Raw genomic sequence first — 13,020 nt, forward strand, 5'->3', positions numbered from 1 at the left:
TATATTTTGGTGGAATAGTTTTTTATTGCTATCTTTGCACTCGCAAAACGGGAATGAGGTACTAAATTCATAGTCTTTGGTGCGTTAGTTCAGTTGGTTAGAATGCCTGCCTGTCACGCAGGAGGTCACGAGTTCGAGTCTCGTACGCACCGCTGAAGCCTCCCCGTAGAGCATGGTGTGTTAGTTCAGTTGGTTAGAATGCCTGCCTGTCACGCAGGAGGTCACGAGTTCGAGTCTCGTACACACCGCAGAAGACCTTAGCAAAGTGCTAAGGTCTTTTTTGTTTTCTGTACTTTATTAGAATCCCCAATACAGACTATTGCAACGTACAGTGTAAACTATTAGAACCACAAGTAGGAACTATTGCAGCGTAGGATGTAATTTATTAGCGTTCCAAGTAGGAATTATTGCAACGTATGATGTAATCTATTAGCGTTCCAAGCGGGACTATTGCAACGTATGATGTAATCTATTAGCATTCCAAGTAGGGGGTATTGCAACATAGGATGTAATTTATTAGCGTTCCAAGTAGGGGCTATTACTGTGTATGAAATAGTCTTACATATTTCTTTCTCTATTCTTTTGTTTTTTGAATGAAAACGTCCTGTTAGTGGGTTTGTAACTAACAGAGTATCTGATGATTACAAAACGCATTGTAAAAGATGCCCTTTTGCGTTGTAAAAGACGCCCTTTTGCATGGTAAAAGATGCCCTTTTGAAGTGTAAAACATGCCCTTTTACAATGCAAAAGGGCGTCTTCTGTTTTGTAATAGTGAATAAACTTTACAGAAGATGATTTCCTATCGGTAATAGAGTAACCAACTAATACCCTCCAACCCATCTTCCTTTCAATCGTAATCGTTCCAGAGTATAGTATGCCGGTGACGCCCTTTCACATCCCCAATGTGCACTTATCTTGCACTCCCATGTACTGTCTTCGTTCCTAAATGTTTTTGTATACACATTATAATGATGTATTCCTTTATTTGAAAAAACTATTTTAAATTGTACGAAACGGGTTAATTAATGCTAAAATAGGGCAGGGAATGGTATCATATCAACCATAGGTACTCCAAAAATTACTATCTTTGTAGCAACAATCTAAAAGTATTGTCTATGATGAAAAAGATACTCACGCATATTATTTTTACGTTAATCCTCCTGCTGGGCAGTGCAACTACTATCCAGGCGAGCACATCTGTCGACTTAATCGACCAGGATTTCCAGTCGATAAACATCTCTGTTACGGGCAATGTGCTGCATGTTACAGGTGCAGAGAACGAAATGTTATTCGTCTATAACGTGACTGGTGTCCGCGTATTGGCAGTCAAAGTGGATGGCAGTGACAAACGTTACACACTCAGCATGCCACGAGGATGCTATATTATTAAGGTGGGCAAGCTTGTTCGTAAGATTTCTATTTGTTAGGAGTATAGCCTCTTGACCACTAAAAACAGTTATCCATTATCGTGCCTCACTTCGATGAGTCGGAAGTGATTCGCTTGTCAGCGAGTCCTGAAGGACGACAAAAGATATTTCCAATGATTGTTGACCAATACAGTAAAGCGCTGTATTGGAAGATTCGTAGTATCGTTCTGTCACATGATGACAGTGATGATGTCTTGCAAAACACATTCCTCAAGGCTTGGAAAAGCTTGGATTCCTTCCAAGGAAAGTCGAAATTCTCCACGTGGCTTTACCGTATTGCCATCAACGAAGCACTTGATTTCCTCCGTCATAAGAAGACATTGGCACTCGCAAGTGCTGATGCCGACTTGTCTGTTGCCAATCGTTTGCTTGCAGATGAGTACTTTGACGGCGACAGAAGTCAGGCTATTCTGCAGGAAGCGATAGCCACTCTGCCCGAAGTTCAGCGTACAGTATTCACGCTTCGGTACTATGATGAGATGAAATATTCCGAGATGAGTGAGGTGTTAGGAACAAGTGAAGGAGCACTGAAAGCCTCTTATCACATTGCAGTACAGAAGATTACCGACTATGTTAAGCAACATGAGTAATAAAATCCTTCGTATTGTTTAAACCTTTAAGCACCTTTTCGGTCTAATAGATATCAAAGAATAGCTCTTATGGAAGTAGAACATCATTTACATTCAACCTACGGAAACAAGCGACCTTTCACTGTTCCGGATCATTATTTCTCTGATTTGTCATCGCAGATCATGGCTAATATCCCTGTGGAAGAGCCAGTCAAGACTCCAGATAATACGCTAAAAACAAAGAAATCGCACTTTGTTCTCATTCGTCGGGTGCGTCCGTTGGCAATCGCAGCAGCCATGATCGGTATTGTCATGATTGCTTTCTGGTCGTTTGCTGATTATACATCGAATCAGAAAAGTGCAGCTGATGCACCGGAAAAAGGAGTAGGGGAGTCGCTCAGTAAAGCCACTTCATCCGACAGTTTCGATGAAGCAGCAGATTATATAATGATGGATGAAGACGATATGTATGCCTATGTTGCCGACCAATAACACCCTTCAGAACACTTAGATTACCAAAGATATGAAATATAAAAAGATCATTTTGATGCTGATAGCAGTGCTTTGCACAACATCAGCAATGGCACAAGGGAAGTTCGACCCAAAGAGATTTATAACCGAACTGCATCAATACGTCATGAGAGAAGCCGGACTTTCTACACAGGAAGCAGCCCGTCTGTTCCCTATCTATGATGAAATGCTTGAGAAACAACGCACAAGCTTTGACCAGTTGCGCGCTATTCATCACACGAAACCAACGAATGAAGCACAGGCACGTGGGCTGATTACAAAGGCAGACCAATTAGAAATACAACTGAAAGAGACCGAAAAGGCTTATCATGCACGCATGCTTCGCGTCATATCAGCCATCAAACTGAGCCAAGTATTGAAGGCTGAACGTCGTTTTCATCGTCTTACGTTCCGCCGAATGGCAGGAAAAGACCAATAAAAGAACATTATTACGAGAAAAAACAATAAGTTATACAGACCAAGTACATGAGACATTATCATTTCATCTTGAGACTTTTGCTTGTAACATTACTATTTACAGGAGTCAGCAATGTGGCAAATGGCAAAAGCAAACCAAGGAAACGTGAGTTCAGAGGAGCGTGGATTCAGTGCGTAAACGGGCAGTTCCAAGGAATGGGAACACGTGAAATGCAACGCACACTGGCTTATCAGCTGGATGAACTACAGAAAGATGGGGTCAATGCCATCATCTTTCAGGTGCGACCAGAGTGTGATGCACTCTATCAAAGTAAGCTGGAACCATGGAGTAAGTTCCTTACTGGTAGGCAAGGAGTAGCCCCTTCACCTTATTGGGACCCACTGCAATGGATGGTAGATGAGTGCCATAAACGTGGAATGGAGCTGCATGCATGGATCAATCCGTACCGTGCTAAGACGAAGAATACCACTCAGTTAGCATCTAATCATATTGCTGTTACACATCCAGAGCGTGTCTTTTCTTATGACGGACAGTACATATTAAATCCCGGTTTGCCCGAAAATCGTGATTATATCTGCCAGGTTGTGAACGATATTGTGAGCCGTTACGACATAGATGGGCTGCATATAGACGATTATTTCTATCCTTATCCCGTCGCAGGACTTGCCATTCCCGATCAAAAAGAGTTCCAACAGTATGGCAGAGGGTTCACAAATATAAGAGACTGGCGCCGTGATAACGTTGATGTTTTCATCAAACAGCTGGGCGAATCCATACATAAAGTGAAGCCATGGGTGAAGTTTGGCGTTTCACCTTTCGGCATTTATCGCAATCAAAAGAGTGACCCAAGGAACGGAAGTAGGACTAATGGCTTGCAGAACTACGATGATCTCTATGCTGATGTACTGAAGTGGGTGAACAACGGATGGGTAGATTACTGTGTACCTCAGCTATATTGGGAGATTGGAAACAGGGCAGCTGACTATAAAGAACTTATTGGTTGGTGGAACAAAAGTGCATCAAACAGACCGCTTTACATAGGAGAAGACGTGTTGAGAACAGTGAAATACGCTGATCCACAGAACCCTAATTCACATCAACTTCCTGCCAAACGCAAACTACATCAGCAGTCTCCGAACATCAGTGGCACTGTTCTTTGGTACGCAAAGGCTGTAGTTGACAATCCAGGAAACTATGGAACGCTACTCAGAACAGACTATTGGCGTTATCCAGCACTGCAACCTTTGATGCCATTCATTGATGATAAGGCACCATCAAAGCCTAAAAAGGTGAAAGCAAAGTGGGAACCTGATGGGTATTATCTCACATGGAAAGCCCCAAAAGCAAAACATTGGGATGACGAAGCACATCGTTATGTAGTCTATAAGTTCGAAAAAGGTGAAGATATAGATACGGATAATCCAGCCAAAATCATTGGTATTCCGTATGACAACAGACTGAAACTCGATTACAAAGACGGTGAAACAAAGTACGTTTTTGTTGTTACTGCATTAGACAGAATGAGCAATGAGAGTACAGGAAAGAAGAAAAAGGTGAAGCTTTAAGCTCCACCTTTTTCTTTTTCATTGCTCTTATACGCTTCAAAACATCTCCTTATCCATCTTAAACAGAATTCTTTTCCACCTCAATTCACGTCCATTTTTATTTCAAACCATATCCATTTCCTTTTCAAACTAAAATCTTATATACTTCAAAAAACATCCTTATCCAGTTTAAGCAGAATCCTTTTCTATTTCTGAAGACATCCTTTTCTATTTCTGAAGACATACTTATATAATTCAACTCACATCCGTTTCAACCTCAAAACACCCTCTTTAAGATTCTTATTTATCATAATTCCTATTATAAAACATTGATGTATTGCAAGTCGATAGGTGCTTTTTTGGTGTGCAAATAAGGAATTTATGATAAATAAAAAGCAATCGTCCGGGAGGCTGTTATCAGTTGTTCTGAAACTATTCCTACGTATTTCCAAAATTAATTTGCAGCGTTTCTAAAATTAATTTGCGGTGTTTCCAAAATTAATTTGCGGTGTTTCTAAAATTAATTTGCAGTGTTTCTAAAATTAATTTGCAGTGTTTCTAAAATGAATTTGCGGTGTTTTCAAAATTAATTTGCAGTGTTTCTAAAATTAATTTGTAGTGTTTCTAAAATTAATTTGTGGTGCTTCTAAAATAAATTTGCAGTGTTTACAAAATGAATTTGTGGTGTTTCTAAAATGAATTTGTGGTGTTTCTAAAATTAATTTGCGGTGTATCCAGAATAAATATGTGGTGTTTCCAAAATAAATATGTGGTGTTTCAGAAACAAATAACAGTAGTTTTACAATTTAAATCATGGTATTTCTTAAATCAATAGAAAGTAATTCTGAGAATAATCTCAAGTGGCTCAGGGAATAAACGAGAGTGTTTCTAAAATTAAAAGGAAGTATTTTAGGAACTAAGAACATGGCATTTATAAAGGTGATATACAGTTATCCAGAAATCAAACGGAAGTGTTTATGAAATCAAAAGGAAATATTTTAGAACTAAGAGCATGGCATTTATAAAGGTGATATACAGTTATCCAGAAATCAAACGGAAGTGTTTATGAAATCAAAAGGAAGTGTTTTAGGAACCAATAGCATGATATTTATAAAGGTGATATGTTATTATCCAGAAATCAAACGGAAGTGTTTTTAAAATCAAAAGAAGGTATTTTAGAAAGAAAACGCAAGGCATTTCTGAAGCTGATATGCAGCTGTTCAGAAAATACCTTGTATTGTTTAAAAGCTAATATCAAGCCGTTCAGGAGTTGATATTGCGTATTTCAGAAATTATTCTTCAATCGTTTTGGTCTTTTCGATGCGCTTTGCAAGCTCCGATGAAGGCTTAGAGAGTTTTCCTTTGAGATACTCTTCCATGATTAACCCCCCTATTGGCGCAGCCATATCAGCACCGAAACCACCGTGTTCAATGTACACAGCAATGGCAATCTTCGGTCTATCCATAGGTGCAAAACCAATGAATGCCGAATGATCCTTGCCCGGATTCTCCGCCGTACCCGTCTTTCCACACACCGGATAATCAGGGTTATTTACGACAGTAGCCGTACCTTTCGTCACTGCCATGCGCATACCAGCTATCACAGGACCATAGGCTGAAGCAGCAACCTTAGTCCTACGAGGTGTCAGATAGCGTTCAGGAAGCGGCGTTGATTTACTGTTCTTATGTACATGAGGGATATAATAGAACCCACGATTTGCTATTGTGGCAGCGAGATTGCACAGTTGAAGCGGCGTAACAGTGATATCTCCCTGTCCAATACCATTCCACATGATGGTAGATGGTATCCATCCGTCCTTGTAACGACGTGAGAGATAGTTGACATTGGCAACCAATCCGCCTTTCTCATCGGGCATATCAATACCCACGGGACCACCTAATCCCATGCTTGTGAGGTAATCATGCCATACATTCACAGCCTTTTCCTTCGTTTCATATTTACGAGTATTGCCCAACATGGAGAGGTATGACTTCAGAAACCACGTGTTACATGACACTGCCAAAGCCCCTTCCAATGGTTCAGGAGAGTAATGTTTATGACATCCCACCTTGATATTACCATCTCTGTAACTACCTTTACAAACTACTTTTGTGGCTGGTGTGACGATACCTTCCGACAAAAACGTCAATGCCTGGGCTGGTTTGATGGTTGAACCCGGTGGATAAGCCGTACCGATGGCAAGTGCATCGTTGCTCCCGTCAGGTGAGTTTGTCACCAGACAAAGCACCTCACCCGTTGCAGGATCAACCGCAACGATGCTCCCCTGCTTGTCTTTCATCAGTTTTTTTCCTAACTTCTGTAGCAGCGGACGATACGTATTCGGAGCCTCATCCATGTAATCCTGCGCCTGAATATTACCCGTACCAAGCACCGTCAGTGCAAGACATGCAATGGCAAAAACAATCTTTCTCATTCTTAGTTCTTAATTTCTCGTTTTCAATTTAGTGGCGCAAAAGTACTAATAATTCGGTGTTTTTCGTGTCATTCACCTGTCGAATTATGTTTTATTTGCATCATCTGTTCTCCCAGATTTTCGCTGCAAGCGTAGAAAACTCTGTTTTTCCGTCAATGTAATCAGCGAAAAACTCCACTGCGGGGACGCCATCAGGCAGGTTACATGAGCCACATCCGCCACATGACGGATACTTACAGACGAAGCGTTCCTGCACAAATTCAAGTCGTTCCTCGCGTTCTGAATATTCTATTTGTGGTGCTAACATGAATTGATTTCCTTTCTATAATGTTTTTGTTTTCTATGAAATAACTATGGTTTGTATAAGAATGAAAAAAGGATTCCCCGTAAAAGGAATCCTTTTTGTGCGCCCTTAGGGACTCGAACCCTAGACCCACTGATTAAGAGTCAGTTGCTCTACCAGCTGAGCTAAGGGCGCTTGCTAAAACGAAAGATTTGGGTCAGAAATCTATTTTGTGCGCCCTTAGGGACTCGAACCCTAGACCCACTGATTAAGAGTCAGTTGCTCTACCAGCTGAGCTAAGGGCGCTCATTTCGTTTTTGCGAGTGCAAAGGTATCAATTTCCAATGAATTGACCAAACTTTTCGTTCACTTTTTGAATATGATCTACTGGTTTTAATCTTTTATCATGGCGTTTCCTGACGTTAACTCAATGATTGAATGTCATTTACATCACGTACGCTGAACATTGCAAAAACATAAAAAAGATTCCCGTGAGGCTTCCTCTCCCCTACTTACCTACCACAAATCTGTTTTCCACCTGTGAACCATCACGCATTAAGAAATATCCTTACACATTCTCCCCTATGATGTTCTGCAAATCAGTTGTAGACCTCTTAAAATCGGGTTTGTAACCAACTGGAAATCAAAAGATTGCAAAGAGGTTTGTAAAAGGTGCCCTTTTGCGTTGTAAAAGACGCCCTTTTACACGTCAAAAGATGCCCTTTTACATTGCAAAAGGGCATCTTTCACTATGCAAAAGGGCATGTATTGAAAACCGAAAGAGAAATAATCTTACAAAAGAATCTTGTCTGCCCGATTTAAAGTCATCATCTACTCTCTTTCACAACCCTATCTCGAAACCTCCTTAGACACGTAGATCAAAGAGAAGACGGGCGGAAAAACATCCTGTCGGAACAAGGGATTAGAGCTTCATGAAGAGGTAATTACCTGCTACTTCTCCACACAATCCCTATTAAAGACATCCTTTCAACAGAAGAATGCCCGATATAATCTCCCACAAGCGATAAGAAAAAGCCCTTTATTTCTAACTCCTTAAAGATGTTTTTTCCATATCTTTTTGTTACCTTTGCATGCAGAACATTGTTTACTTAACAAAACACGATATAGAATGAAACCAACATTATTGCTTCTTGCGGCAGGAATGGGAAGCCGCTACGGTGGGCTTAAGCAGCTCGACGAATTAGGTCCGAATGGTGAAACCATCATGGATTACTCCATCTATGACGCCATCCAGGCAGGTTTTGGCAAGATAGTTTTCGTTATCCGTAAGGACTTTGAGGATCAGTTCCGCAAGCAAGTGCTCTCTAAATATGAGGGACATATCCCTGCAGAGCTTGTCTTCCAGTCTATTGATGCACTTCCTGAGGGTTTCAAAGTGCCAGAAGGAAGAGAGAAACCATGGGGTACCAACCATGCCGTTCTTATGGCTAAGGATGTCATCAAAGAGCCTTTCTGCGTTATCAACTGTGATGATTTCTACAATCGTGACAGCTTCAAAGTGATTGGGAAGTTCCTTTCTGACCTTCCTGACGATGCTAAGAACAAGTATGCAATGGTTGGTTTCCGCATCGGTAACACGCTGAGTGAGAACGGAACTGTTGCACGTGGTATCTGTTCAACAGATGCTCAGGGCCATCTGACCACCGTTGTTGAGCGCACAAAGATTGAGCGTCATGACGGTAAGGTACAGTATCTTGACGAGAACGACCAGTGGGTTACGGTGGACGATAACACCCCTGTATCCATGAATGTATGGGGTTTCACTCCTGATTACTTCGACTACAGCGAGGCATACTTCAAGGATTTCCTCTCTGATCCGAAGAACATGGAGAACAAGAAGTCTGAATACTTCATCCCATTGATGGTGAACAAACTCATCAATGACGGTACGGCAACAGTGAAAGTACTGGATACGACGAGCAAATGGTTCGGTGTTACGTATGCTGCAGACCGCCAAGGTGTGGTTGACAGGATACAGTCACTCGTTGACGAGGGCGTTTATCCAGCCAAATTATTCTGATCATTTCATCCTACCCAGACATCCTCAAGAGTCCTATATATAATAAGGTGGGACTTCAATTCAAAGAAACAGCGGATGTCTGGGTAGTTTTTTTCTACTCATCCCTTATCCTATAAGCTATAAAAAAAATGGAATTAAACTTACTGAACGATGCCGAAACAGAGTTGCTACGCAGTATGATTGCAGAGGCAACAAACATCGTTATCTGTGGACACAGGTCGCCAGACGGTGATGCAATAGGCTCATCATTGGCATGGATGCATTATCTTCACCATATCGGAAAGAGCAATGTGAAAGTCTGTATGCCTGATGCTGCACCCGATTTCCTGCACTGGTTGCCCGGACAAAATTCCATTTTACGTTATGATCGGAAGCCAAGGGAAGTGGCACAGGCGTTCAAAGAAGCCGACCTTGTGTGCTGTCTGGACTTCAATCAGAGCTCACGTGTCGACGCTATGCAGGACGTTTTGGAGTCATCAGAGGGCTCCCGACTCCTCATTGACCATCATCTGGAACCTGAAAGTGGGTGTAAGATGACGATTTCACGGCCTGATATGTCGAGTACATGTGAGATTATCTTCCGCCTTATTCACCAGTTAGGGGGCTATGACACCATGACGGAGCAGTGTGCCGAGTGCATTTACTGCGGTATGATGACGGATACAGGAGGCTTCACCTATAACTCTACACGTCCTGAGATATACTATATCATCAGTCAGTTGCTGGCAAAAGGCATCAATAAGGATGAGATTTACAATCGTGTTTTCCATAATTACTCCACCAATGCACTGCGTCTTCGGTCATATATCATCCTCAACAAGATGAACGTTATAGAGGAGTTACATGCCGCTTACTTCACTGTTACGAAGGAAGAGATGAGTCGTTTCCACTTCATTAAGGGCGACATGGAGGGCTTGGTAAACATCCCTCAGCAGATAAAAGGATTGAAACTAAGCATCTCTCTACGTGAAGATACGGAGAAACCGAACACTGTTCTCGTTAGTCTTCGGTCATGTAACGGTTTCCATTGTCAGCCCATGGCAACCCGATTCTTCAATGGTGGCGGGCATGCTGACGCCTCTGGTGGTAAGCTGAACTGCACCATGGAGGAGGCAGAACAGCTGTGTATCAAAGCCATTCTGTATTATAAAGAGGAGTTGAAATAGTTTTTTTTCTCATCTAAACACAAACGTATGAACATCTTAGAACTATCTAAAAAGCGCTTTTCAGCACGTAAATTCACAGACGAAGCAGTGTCGGATGACGATCTGAACTATATCCTTGAGGTGGTACGCATGGCTCCTTCAGCTGTCAACAAACAGCCATGGAAGTTCGTCATAGTGAAGTCTGACGCCGCACGCAAGCGTTTACAGGAGTGTTATGACCGTGAGTGGATAAAGTCAGCACCGCTATATATCATCTGTCTTTGCGATACTGAACATTGCTGGACACGGCAGGAGGACGGGAAAAAGCATGGAGAAATTGATGTAGCCATAGCCACAGAGCATCTCTGTCTGGCTGCTGCAGAACGTGGACTGGGCAGTTGTTGGGTGTGCAACTTCAATGTTTCGAAGTTGAAAGAAGCCTTCCCCTACCCTGGTTTCGAGCCCATTGTCATCGTTCCTATCGGACATATAGCCCCTGATTGTCCTGTGAACGAGAAGAAAAGGAAGGCTTTAGAAGAGATAACAGAAACGATATAAACCATTAAAAAACAGTATTTCAAGTTGTTACAATCCCTGTTCTGATACTTAAAAGAAGAGGGAATGCACCGTAAGACTTGCAATACTATTATCTTATCAACAACAAAATGAGAATTATAGGAAACCTTATTTGGTGGTTATTCGGAGGATTAGAGGCTGCAATAGGCTATTTCTCAGGTAGTTTAGCACTGGCTTTGACCATCGTAGGCATACCCGTTGCAATGCAAACCTTCAAACTTGGACTGCTCTGTCTGTGGCCTTTCGGTGCTGAAGTAAGGGATACCGAGACGCTGTCAGGCTGCATTACCGTCCCACTTAACATCATTTGGATCATCTTTGGAGGGTTATGGGCATGTCTGATGCACATCTTCTTCGGCGTACTCCTTGCTATAACGATCATTGGTTTGCCCTTCGCGAAACAGCATTTCAAGATGGCTGGCCTCTCATTAGCCCCTTTCGGGAAGGACGTAACACTTGACTTATAAGTCGTGATAAGGTATATTAAAAAGTTAATATATTATTTGGCAGAATAGAATAAAGTCTGTAACTTTGGGCAAAACAAAGGAGATTAAGCCCATGATTACGCCAGATAACTTTAACCAAGAGTACTCTGATCCCATCGAGGAACAGCAGATTCGCCATTTCGTATGCCTCGAAATGGGCAGAAGAATACATAGATACATTAAAGCAATGCGAGGAAGTAAGTTGCAGATGTTACGCTTTGAGGAGCAACTGAAGGACTTACCGTTACATGAAAAGGAGACTGCTATCGCACGATACATTGACTTGAACCGTAAGGTTATCAAGGGATTGGACATGAAAATAGTCCTTGCTCGTGCCATGGCGAACTACTCTGACACCTTCTCTTACCTTGTTACGCTGGTCAATGATAAGCGAAAGATGGTGCATTACTTGAACCTTATCAACAAAATCTACATCCAATACCATGAGGTAATAGAGCAAAATGGCAAGTTCGGCATGCTCGATTGCAATGGAAAGACGCTTGTTGAACCTCAATATGAGTTCCTGCGGACATGTTATGTGTATGTTGATGACTTGCGAACCATGCCTGTCATCGCACAGCTTGATGGTAAGTTAGGACTTATTCTGCCTGATGGTAAGGGCACAATCGTTGCTCCTTTCATCTATAGTAGCATCACTTTGAGGGATGAACCACCCTATTTCGAGGCGAAAAAGGGAAGAAAGAAGATTCTCTTAGATACTGATGGGAAAGAATATACGGCATAGATTAATACTGAATAGGTTGTCATTAACGCTTTAAGATGGCGTTTATGAATATGAAAAAGGTGCACTTCGCTGTGAGCAAAATGCACCTTTTTGTTATTGTGTTGTTGTTATTTAAATCTTCTTCAGCAATGCTGTGAGACCGTCAAGTTGGCTTTGCCACATTGAAATCTTACTGTTTATCTTCTCAGTATCAAGGTTTTGATTCAAGTCTGGAGTATCACGTTGCTGCTTAAGGAGGTCAATGTACTGGCTAACAAGTTCTATCTTGCGCTGTACAGTCTTCTTCTTTGGATATCCACGCTTGTCCACTTCGCGTTGATATTGCTCTGAAATATCATTGATTTTACGTCCAACTTCCTCGTATTGACCCAACCACTGCTGATAAGCAGCATTGACTTTCATGTTCTCAAGCTTAGCTTTTGGTGTTGAATCGTTAACCTCTTCATATCTACTTTGTGCCATACCCATCATTGGGAACGCTATTAAAGCTACGAATAACAATCTTTTTACTCTCATAATTTTTAGTGTTTAATGTTTATATCGGCTGCAAATATAAATTAAATACCAGAAAGAACCAAAGTTTTTTTGTATTTTTGCATATTAATAAGGGTATGATTGAAGTGCTGAAAGCAAGCATCGAAGGTGTCCTCTGACACTATTTTTAAATAAAATAGGCGGCACTCGACAAACTGAAAGCAAGCATCGAAGGTGCCCAATGGCACTATTTTTTAATAAAATAGGCGGCACTCGACAAACTGAAAGCAAGCTTTCGTTTGTTCTTGCTGGCACTATTTTTGTACAAAAAGAGGCTGGATAACCAG

At 41.6% G+C, this 13,020-nt stretch carries 13 protein-coding genes and 4 tRNA genes; 12 read left to right on the forward strand and 5 right to left on the reverse strand.

The window, feature by feature from the left end; translation table 11 throughout:
- The first annotated feature begins 78 nt into the window (after positions 1 to 78).
- The 7 genes from ACZ48L_RS09060 (at position 79) to ACZ48L_RS09090 (ending at position 4,510) form a co-directional block, all read left to right on the forward strand.
- Positions 79 to 152: transfer RNA gene (locus ACZ48L_RS09060), tRNA-Asp, on the forward strand.
- A 22-nt stretch (positions 153 to 174) separates the two neighbouring features.
- Positions 175 to 248, forward strand: a tRNA-Asp gene (locus tag ACZ48L_RS09065).
- Positions 249 to 1,115: 867 nt separating this feature from the next.
- Positions 1,116 to 1,427, forward strand: a complete 312-nt coding sequence (locus ACZ48L_RS09070; RefSeq protein WP_025790848.1) for a hypothetical protein — start codon at positions 1,116 to 1,118, stop codon at positions 1,425 to 1,427.
- Positions 1,428 to 1,468: 41 nt separating this feature from the next.
- On the forward strand, positions 1,469 to 2,017 hold the full coding sequence (locus ACZ48L_RS09075) for an RNA polymerase sigma factor (protein WP_025790847.1): 549 nt from the start codon (positions 1,469 to 1,471) through the stop codon (positions 2,015 to 2,017).
- Positions 2,018 to 2,086: 69 nt separating this feature from the next.
- Positions 2,087 to 2,488, forward strand: a complete 402-nt coding sequence (locus ACZ48L_RS09080; RefSeq protein WP_025790846.1) for a hypothetical protein — start codon at positions 2,087 to 2,089, stop codon at positions 2,486 to 2,488.
- A gap of 31 nt (positions 2,489 to 2,519) precedes the next feature.
- Positions 2,520 to 2,945 carry a hypothetical protein gene (locus ACZ48L_RS09085; protein ID WP_044113774.1) on the forward strand — a complete coding sequence of 142 codons (426 nt, stop codon included), beginning with the start codon at positions 2,520 to 2,522 and terminating at the stop codon, positions 2,943 to 2,945.
- A 47-nt stretch (positions 2,946 to 2,992) separates the two neighbouring features.
- Positions 2,993 to 4,510 (forward strand): glycoside hydrolase family 10-like protein, encoded by a 1,518-nt coding sequence (locus ACZ48L_RS09090; protein WP_008823074.1) that lies wholly within the window; start codon positions 2,993 to 2,995, stop codon positions 4,508 to 4,510.
- A 1,271-nt stretch (positions 4,511 to 5,781) separates the two neighbouring features.
- Here the strand turns inward: ACZ48L_RS09090 and ACZ48L_RS09095 are convergent.
- From ACZ48L_RS09095 to ACZ48L_RS09110, 4 genes are all read right to left on the reverse strand, one after another.
- The gene (locus ACZ48L_RS09095) at positions 5,782 to 6,924 is read right to left on the reverse strand and encodes a penicillin-binding transpeptidase domain-containing protein (RefSeq protein WP_025790842.1); all 1,143 of its coding nucleotides are present in this window, start codon (positions 6,922 to 6,924) and stop codon (positions 5,782 to 5,784) included.
- A gap of 100 nt (positions 6,925 to 7,024) precedes the next feature.
- Entirely contained in the window at positions 7,025 to 7,231 is a 207-nt protein-coding gene (locus ACZ48L_RS09100; protein WP_008823072.1) for a hypothetical protein, read from the reverse strand.
- Between the two features lie 98 nt (positions 7,232 to 7,329).
- Positions 7,330 to 7,402: transfer RNA gene (locus tag ACZ48L_RS09105), tRNA-Lys, on the reverse strand.
- A 38-nt stretch (positions 7,403 to 7,440) separates the two neighbouring features.
- Positions 7,441 to 7,513 (reverse strand) — tRNA-Lys (locus ACZ48L_RS09110).
- An 823-nt stretch (positions 7,514 to 8,336) separates the two neighbouring features.
- Between ACZ48L_RS09110 and ACZ48L_RS09115 the strand changes: the two genes are divergently transcribed.
- From ACZ48L_RS09115 to ACZ48L_RS09135, 5 genes are all read left to right on the forward strand, one after another.
- Positions 8,337 to 9,248 carry a sugar phosphate nucleotidyltransferase gene (locus tag ACZ48L_RS09115; protein WP_008823071.1) on the forward strand — a complete coding sequence of 304 codons (912 nt, stop codon included), beginning with the start codon at positions 8,337 to 8,339 and terminating at the stop codon, positions 9,246 to 9,248.
- Between the two features lie 128 nt (positions 9,249 to 9,376).
- Positions 9,377 to 10,414 carry a DHH family phosphoesterase gene (locus ACZ48L_RS09120; protein ID WP_025790840.1) on the forward strand — a complete coding sequence of 346 codons (1,038 nt, stop codon included), beginning with the start codon at positions 9,377 to 9,379 and terminating at the stop codon, positions 10,412 to 10,414.
- Positions 10,415 to 10,441: 27 nt separating this feature from the next.
- Positions 10,442 to 10,951 carry a nitroreductase family protein gene (locus ACZ48L_RS09125; protein WP_008823069.1) on the forward strand — a complete coding sequence of 170 codons (510 nt, stop codon included), beginning with the start codon at positions 10,442 to 10,444 and terminating at the stop codon, positions 10,949 to 10,951.
- A gap of 107 nt (positions 10,952 to 11,058) precedes the next feature.
- Entirely contained in the window at positions 11,059 to 11,436 is a 378-nt protein-coding gene (locus ACZ48L_RS09130) for a YccF domain-containing protein (protein ID WP_025790839.1), read from the forward strand.
- 91 nt (positions 11,437 to 11,527) lie between these two features.
- Positions 11,528 to 12,199, forward strand: coding sequence for a hypothetical protein (locus tag ACZ48L_RS09135; protein WP_025790837.1), 672 nt, complete (start codon positions 11,528 to 11,530; stop codon positions 12,197 to 12,199).
- Positions 12,200 to 12,310: 111 nt separating this feature from the next.
- On the opposite strand, the gene ACZ48L_RS09140 is transcribed toward ACZ48L_RS09135, so the two are convergent.
- A complete protein-coding gene (locus ACZ48L_RS09140) occupies positions 12,311 to 12,715 on the reverse strand; it encodes a hypothetical protein (protein ID WP_025790836.1) in 405 nt (134 codons plus the stop codon).
- Between the last annotated feature and the right edge of the window lie 305 nt (positions 12,716 to 13,020).

The organism is Prevotella histicola (genome assembly GCF_055385135.1).

Bases quoted from the DNA above. Each gene is read 5' to 3' on its own strand.
- ACZ48L_RS09135 (WP_025790837.1), top strand. From the start codon at position 11,528: ATGATTACGCCAGATAACTTTAACCAAGAGTACTCTGATCCCATCGAG.
- ACZ48L_RS09140 (WP_025790836.1), bottom strand. From the start codon at position 12,715: ATGAGAGTAAAAAGATTGTTATTCGTAGCTTTAATAGCGTTCCCAATG.
- ACZ48L_RS09080 (WP_025790846.1), top strand. From the start codon at position 2,087: ATGGAAGTAGAACATCATTTACATTCAACCTACGGAAACAAGCGACCT.
- ACZ48L_RS09095 (WP_025790842.1), bottom strand. From the start codon at position 6,924: ATGAGAAAGATTGTTTTTGCCATTGCATGTCTTGCACTGACGGTGCTT.
- ACZ48L_RS09085 (WP_044113774.1), top strand. From the start codon at position 2,520: ATGAAATATAAAAAGATCATTTTGATGCTGATAGCAGTGCTTTGCACA.
- ACZ48L_RS09070 (WP_025790848.1), top strand. From the start codon at position 1,116: ATGATGAAAAAGATACTCACGCATATTATTTTTACGTTAATCCTCCTG.
- ACZ48L_RS09130 (WP_025790839.1), top strand. From the start codon at position 11,059: ATGAGAATTATAGGAAACCTTATTTGGTGGTTATTCGGAGGATTAGAG.
- ACZ48L_RS09115 (WP_008823071.1), top strand. From the start codon at position 8,337: ATGAAACCAACATTATTGCTTCTTGCGGCAGGAATGGGAAGCCGCTAC.
- ACZ48L_RS09125 (WP_008823069.1), top strand. From the start codon at position 10,442: ATGAACATCTTAGAACTATCTAAAAAGCGCTTTTCAGCACGTAAATTC.
- ACZ48L_RS09090 (WP_008823074.1), top strand. From the start codon at position 2,993: ATGAGACATTATCATTTCATCTTGAGACTTTTGCTTGTAACATTACTA.
- ACZ48L_RS09120 (WP_025790840.1), top strand. From the start codon at position 9,377: ATGGAATTAAACTTACTGAACGATGCCGAAACAGAGTTGCTACGCAGT.
- ACZ48L_RS09100 (WP_008823072.1), bottom strand. From the start codon at position 7,231: ATGTTAGCACCACAAATAGAATATTCAGAACGCGAGGAACGACTTGAA.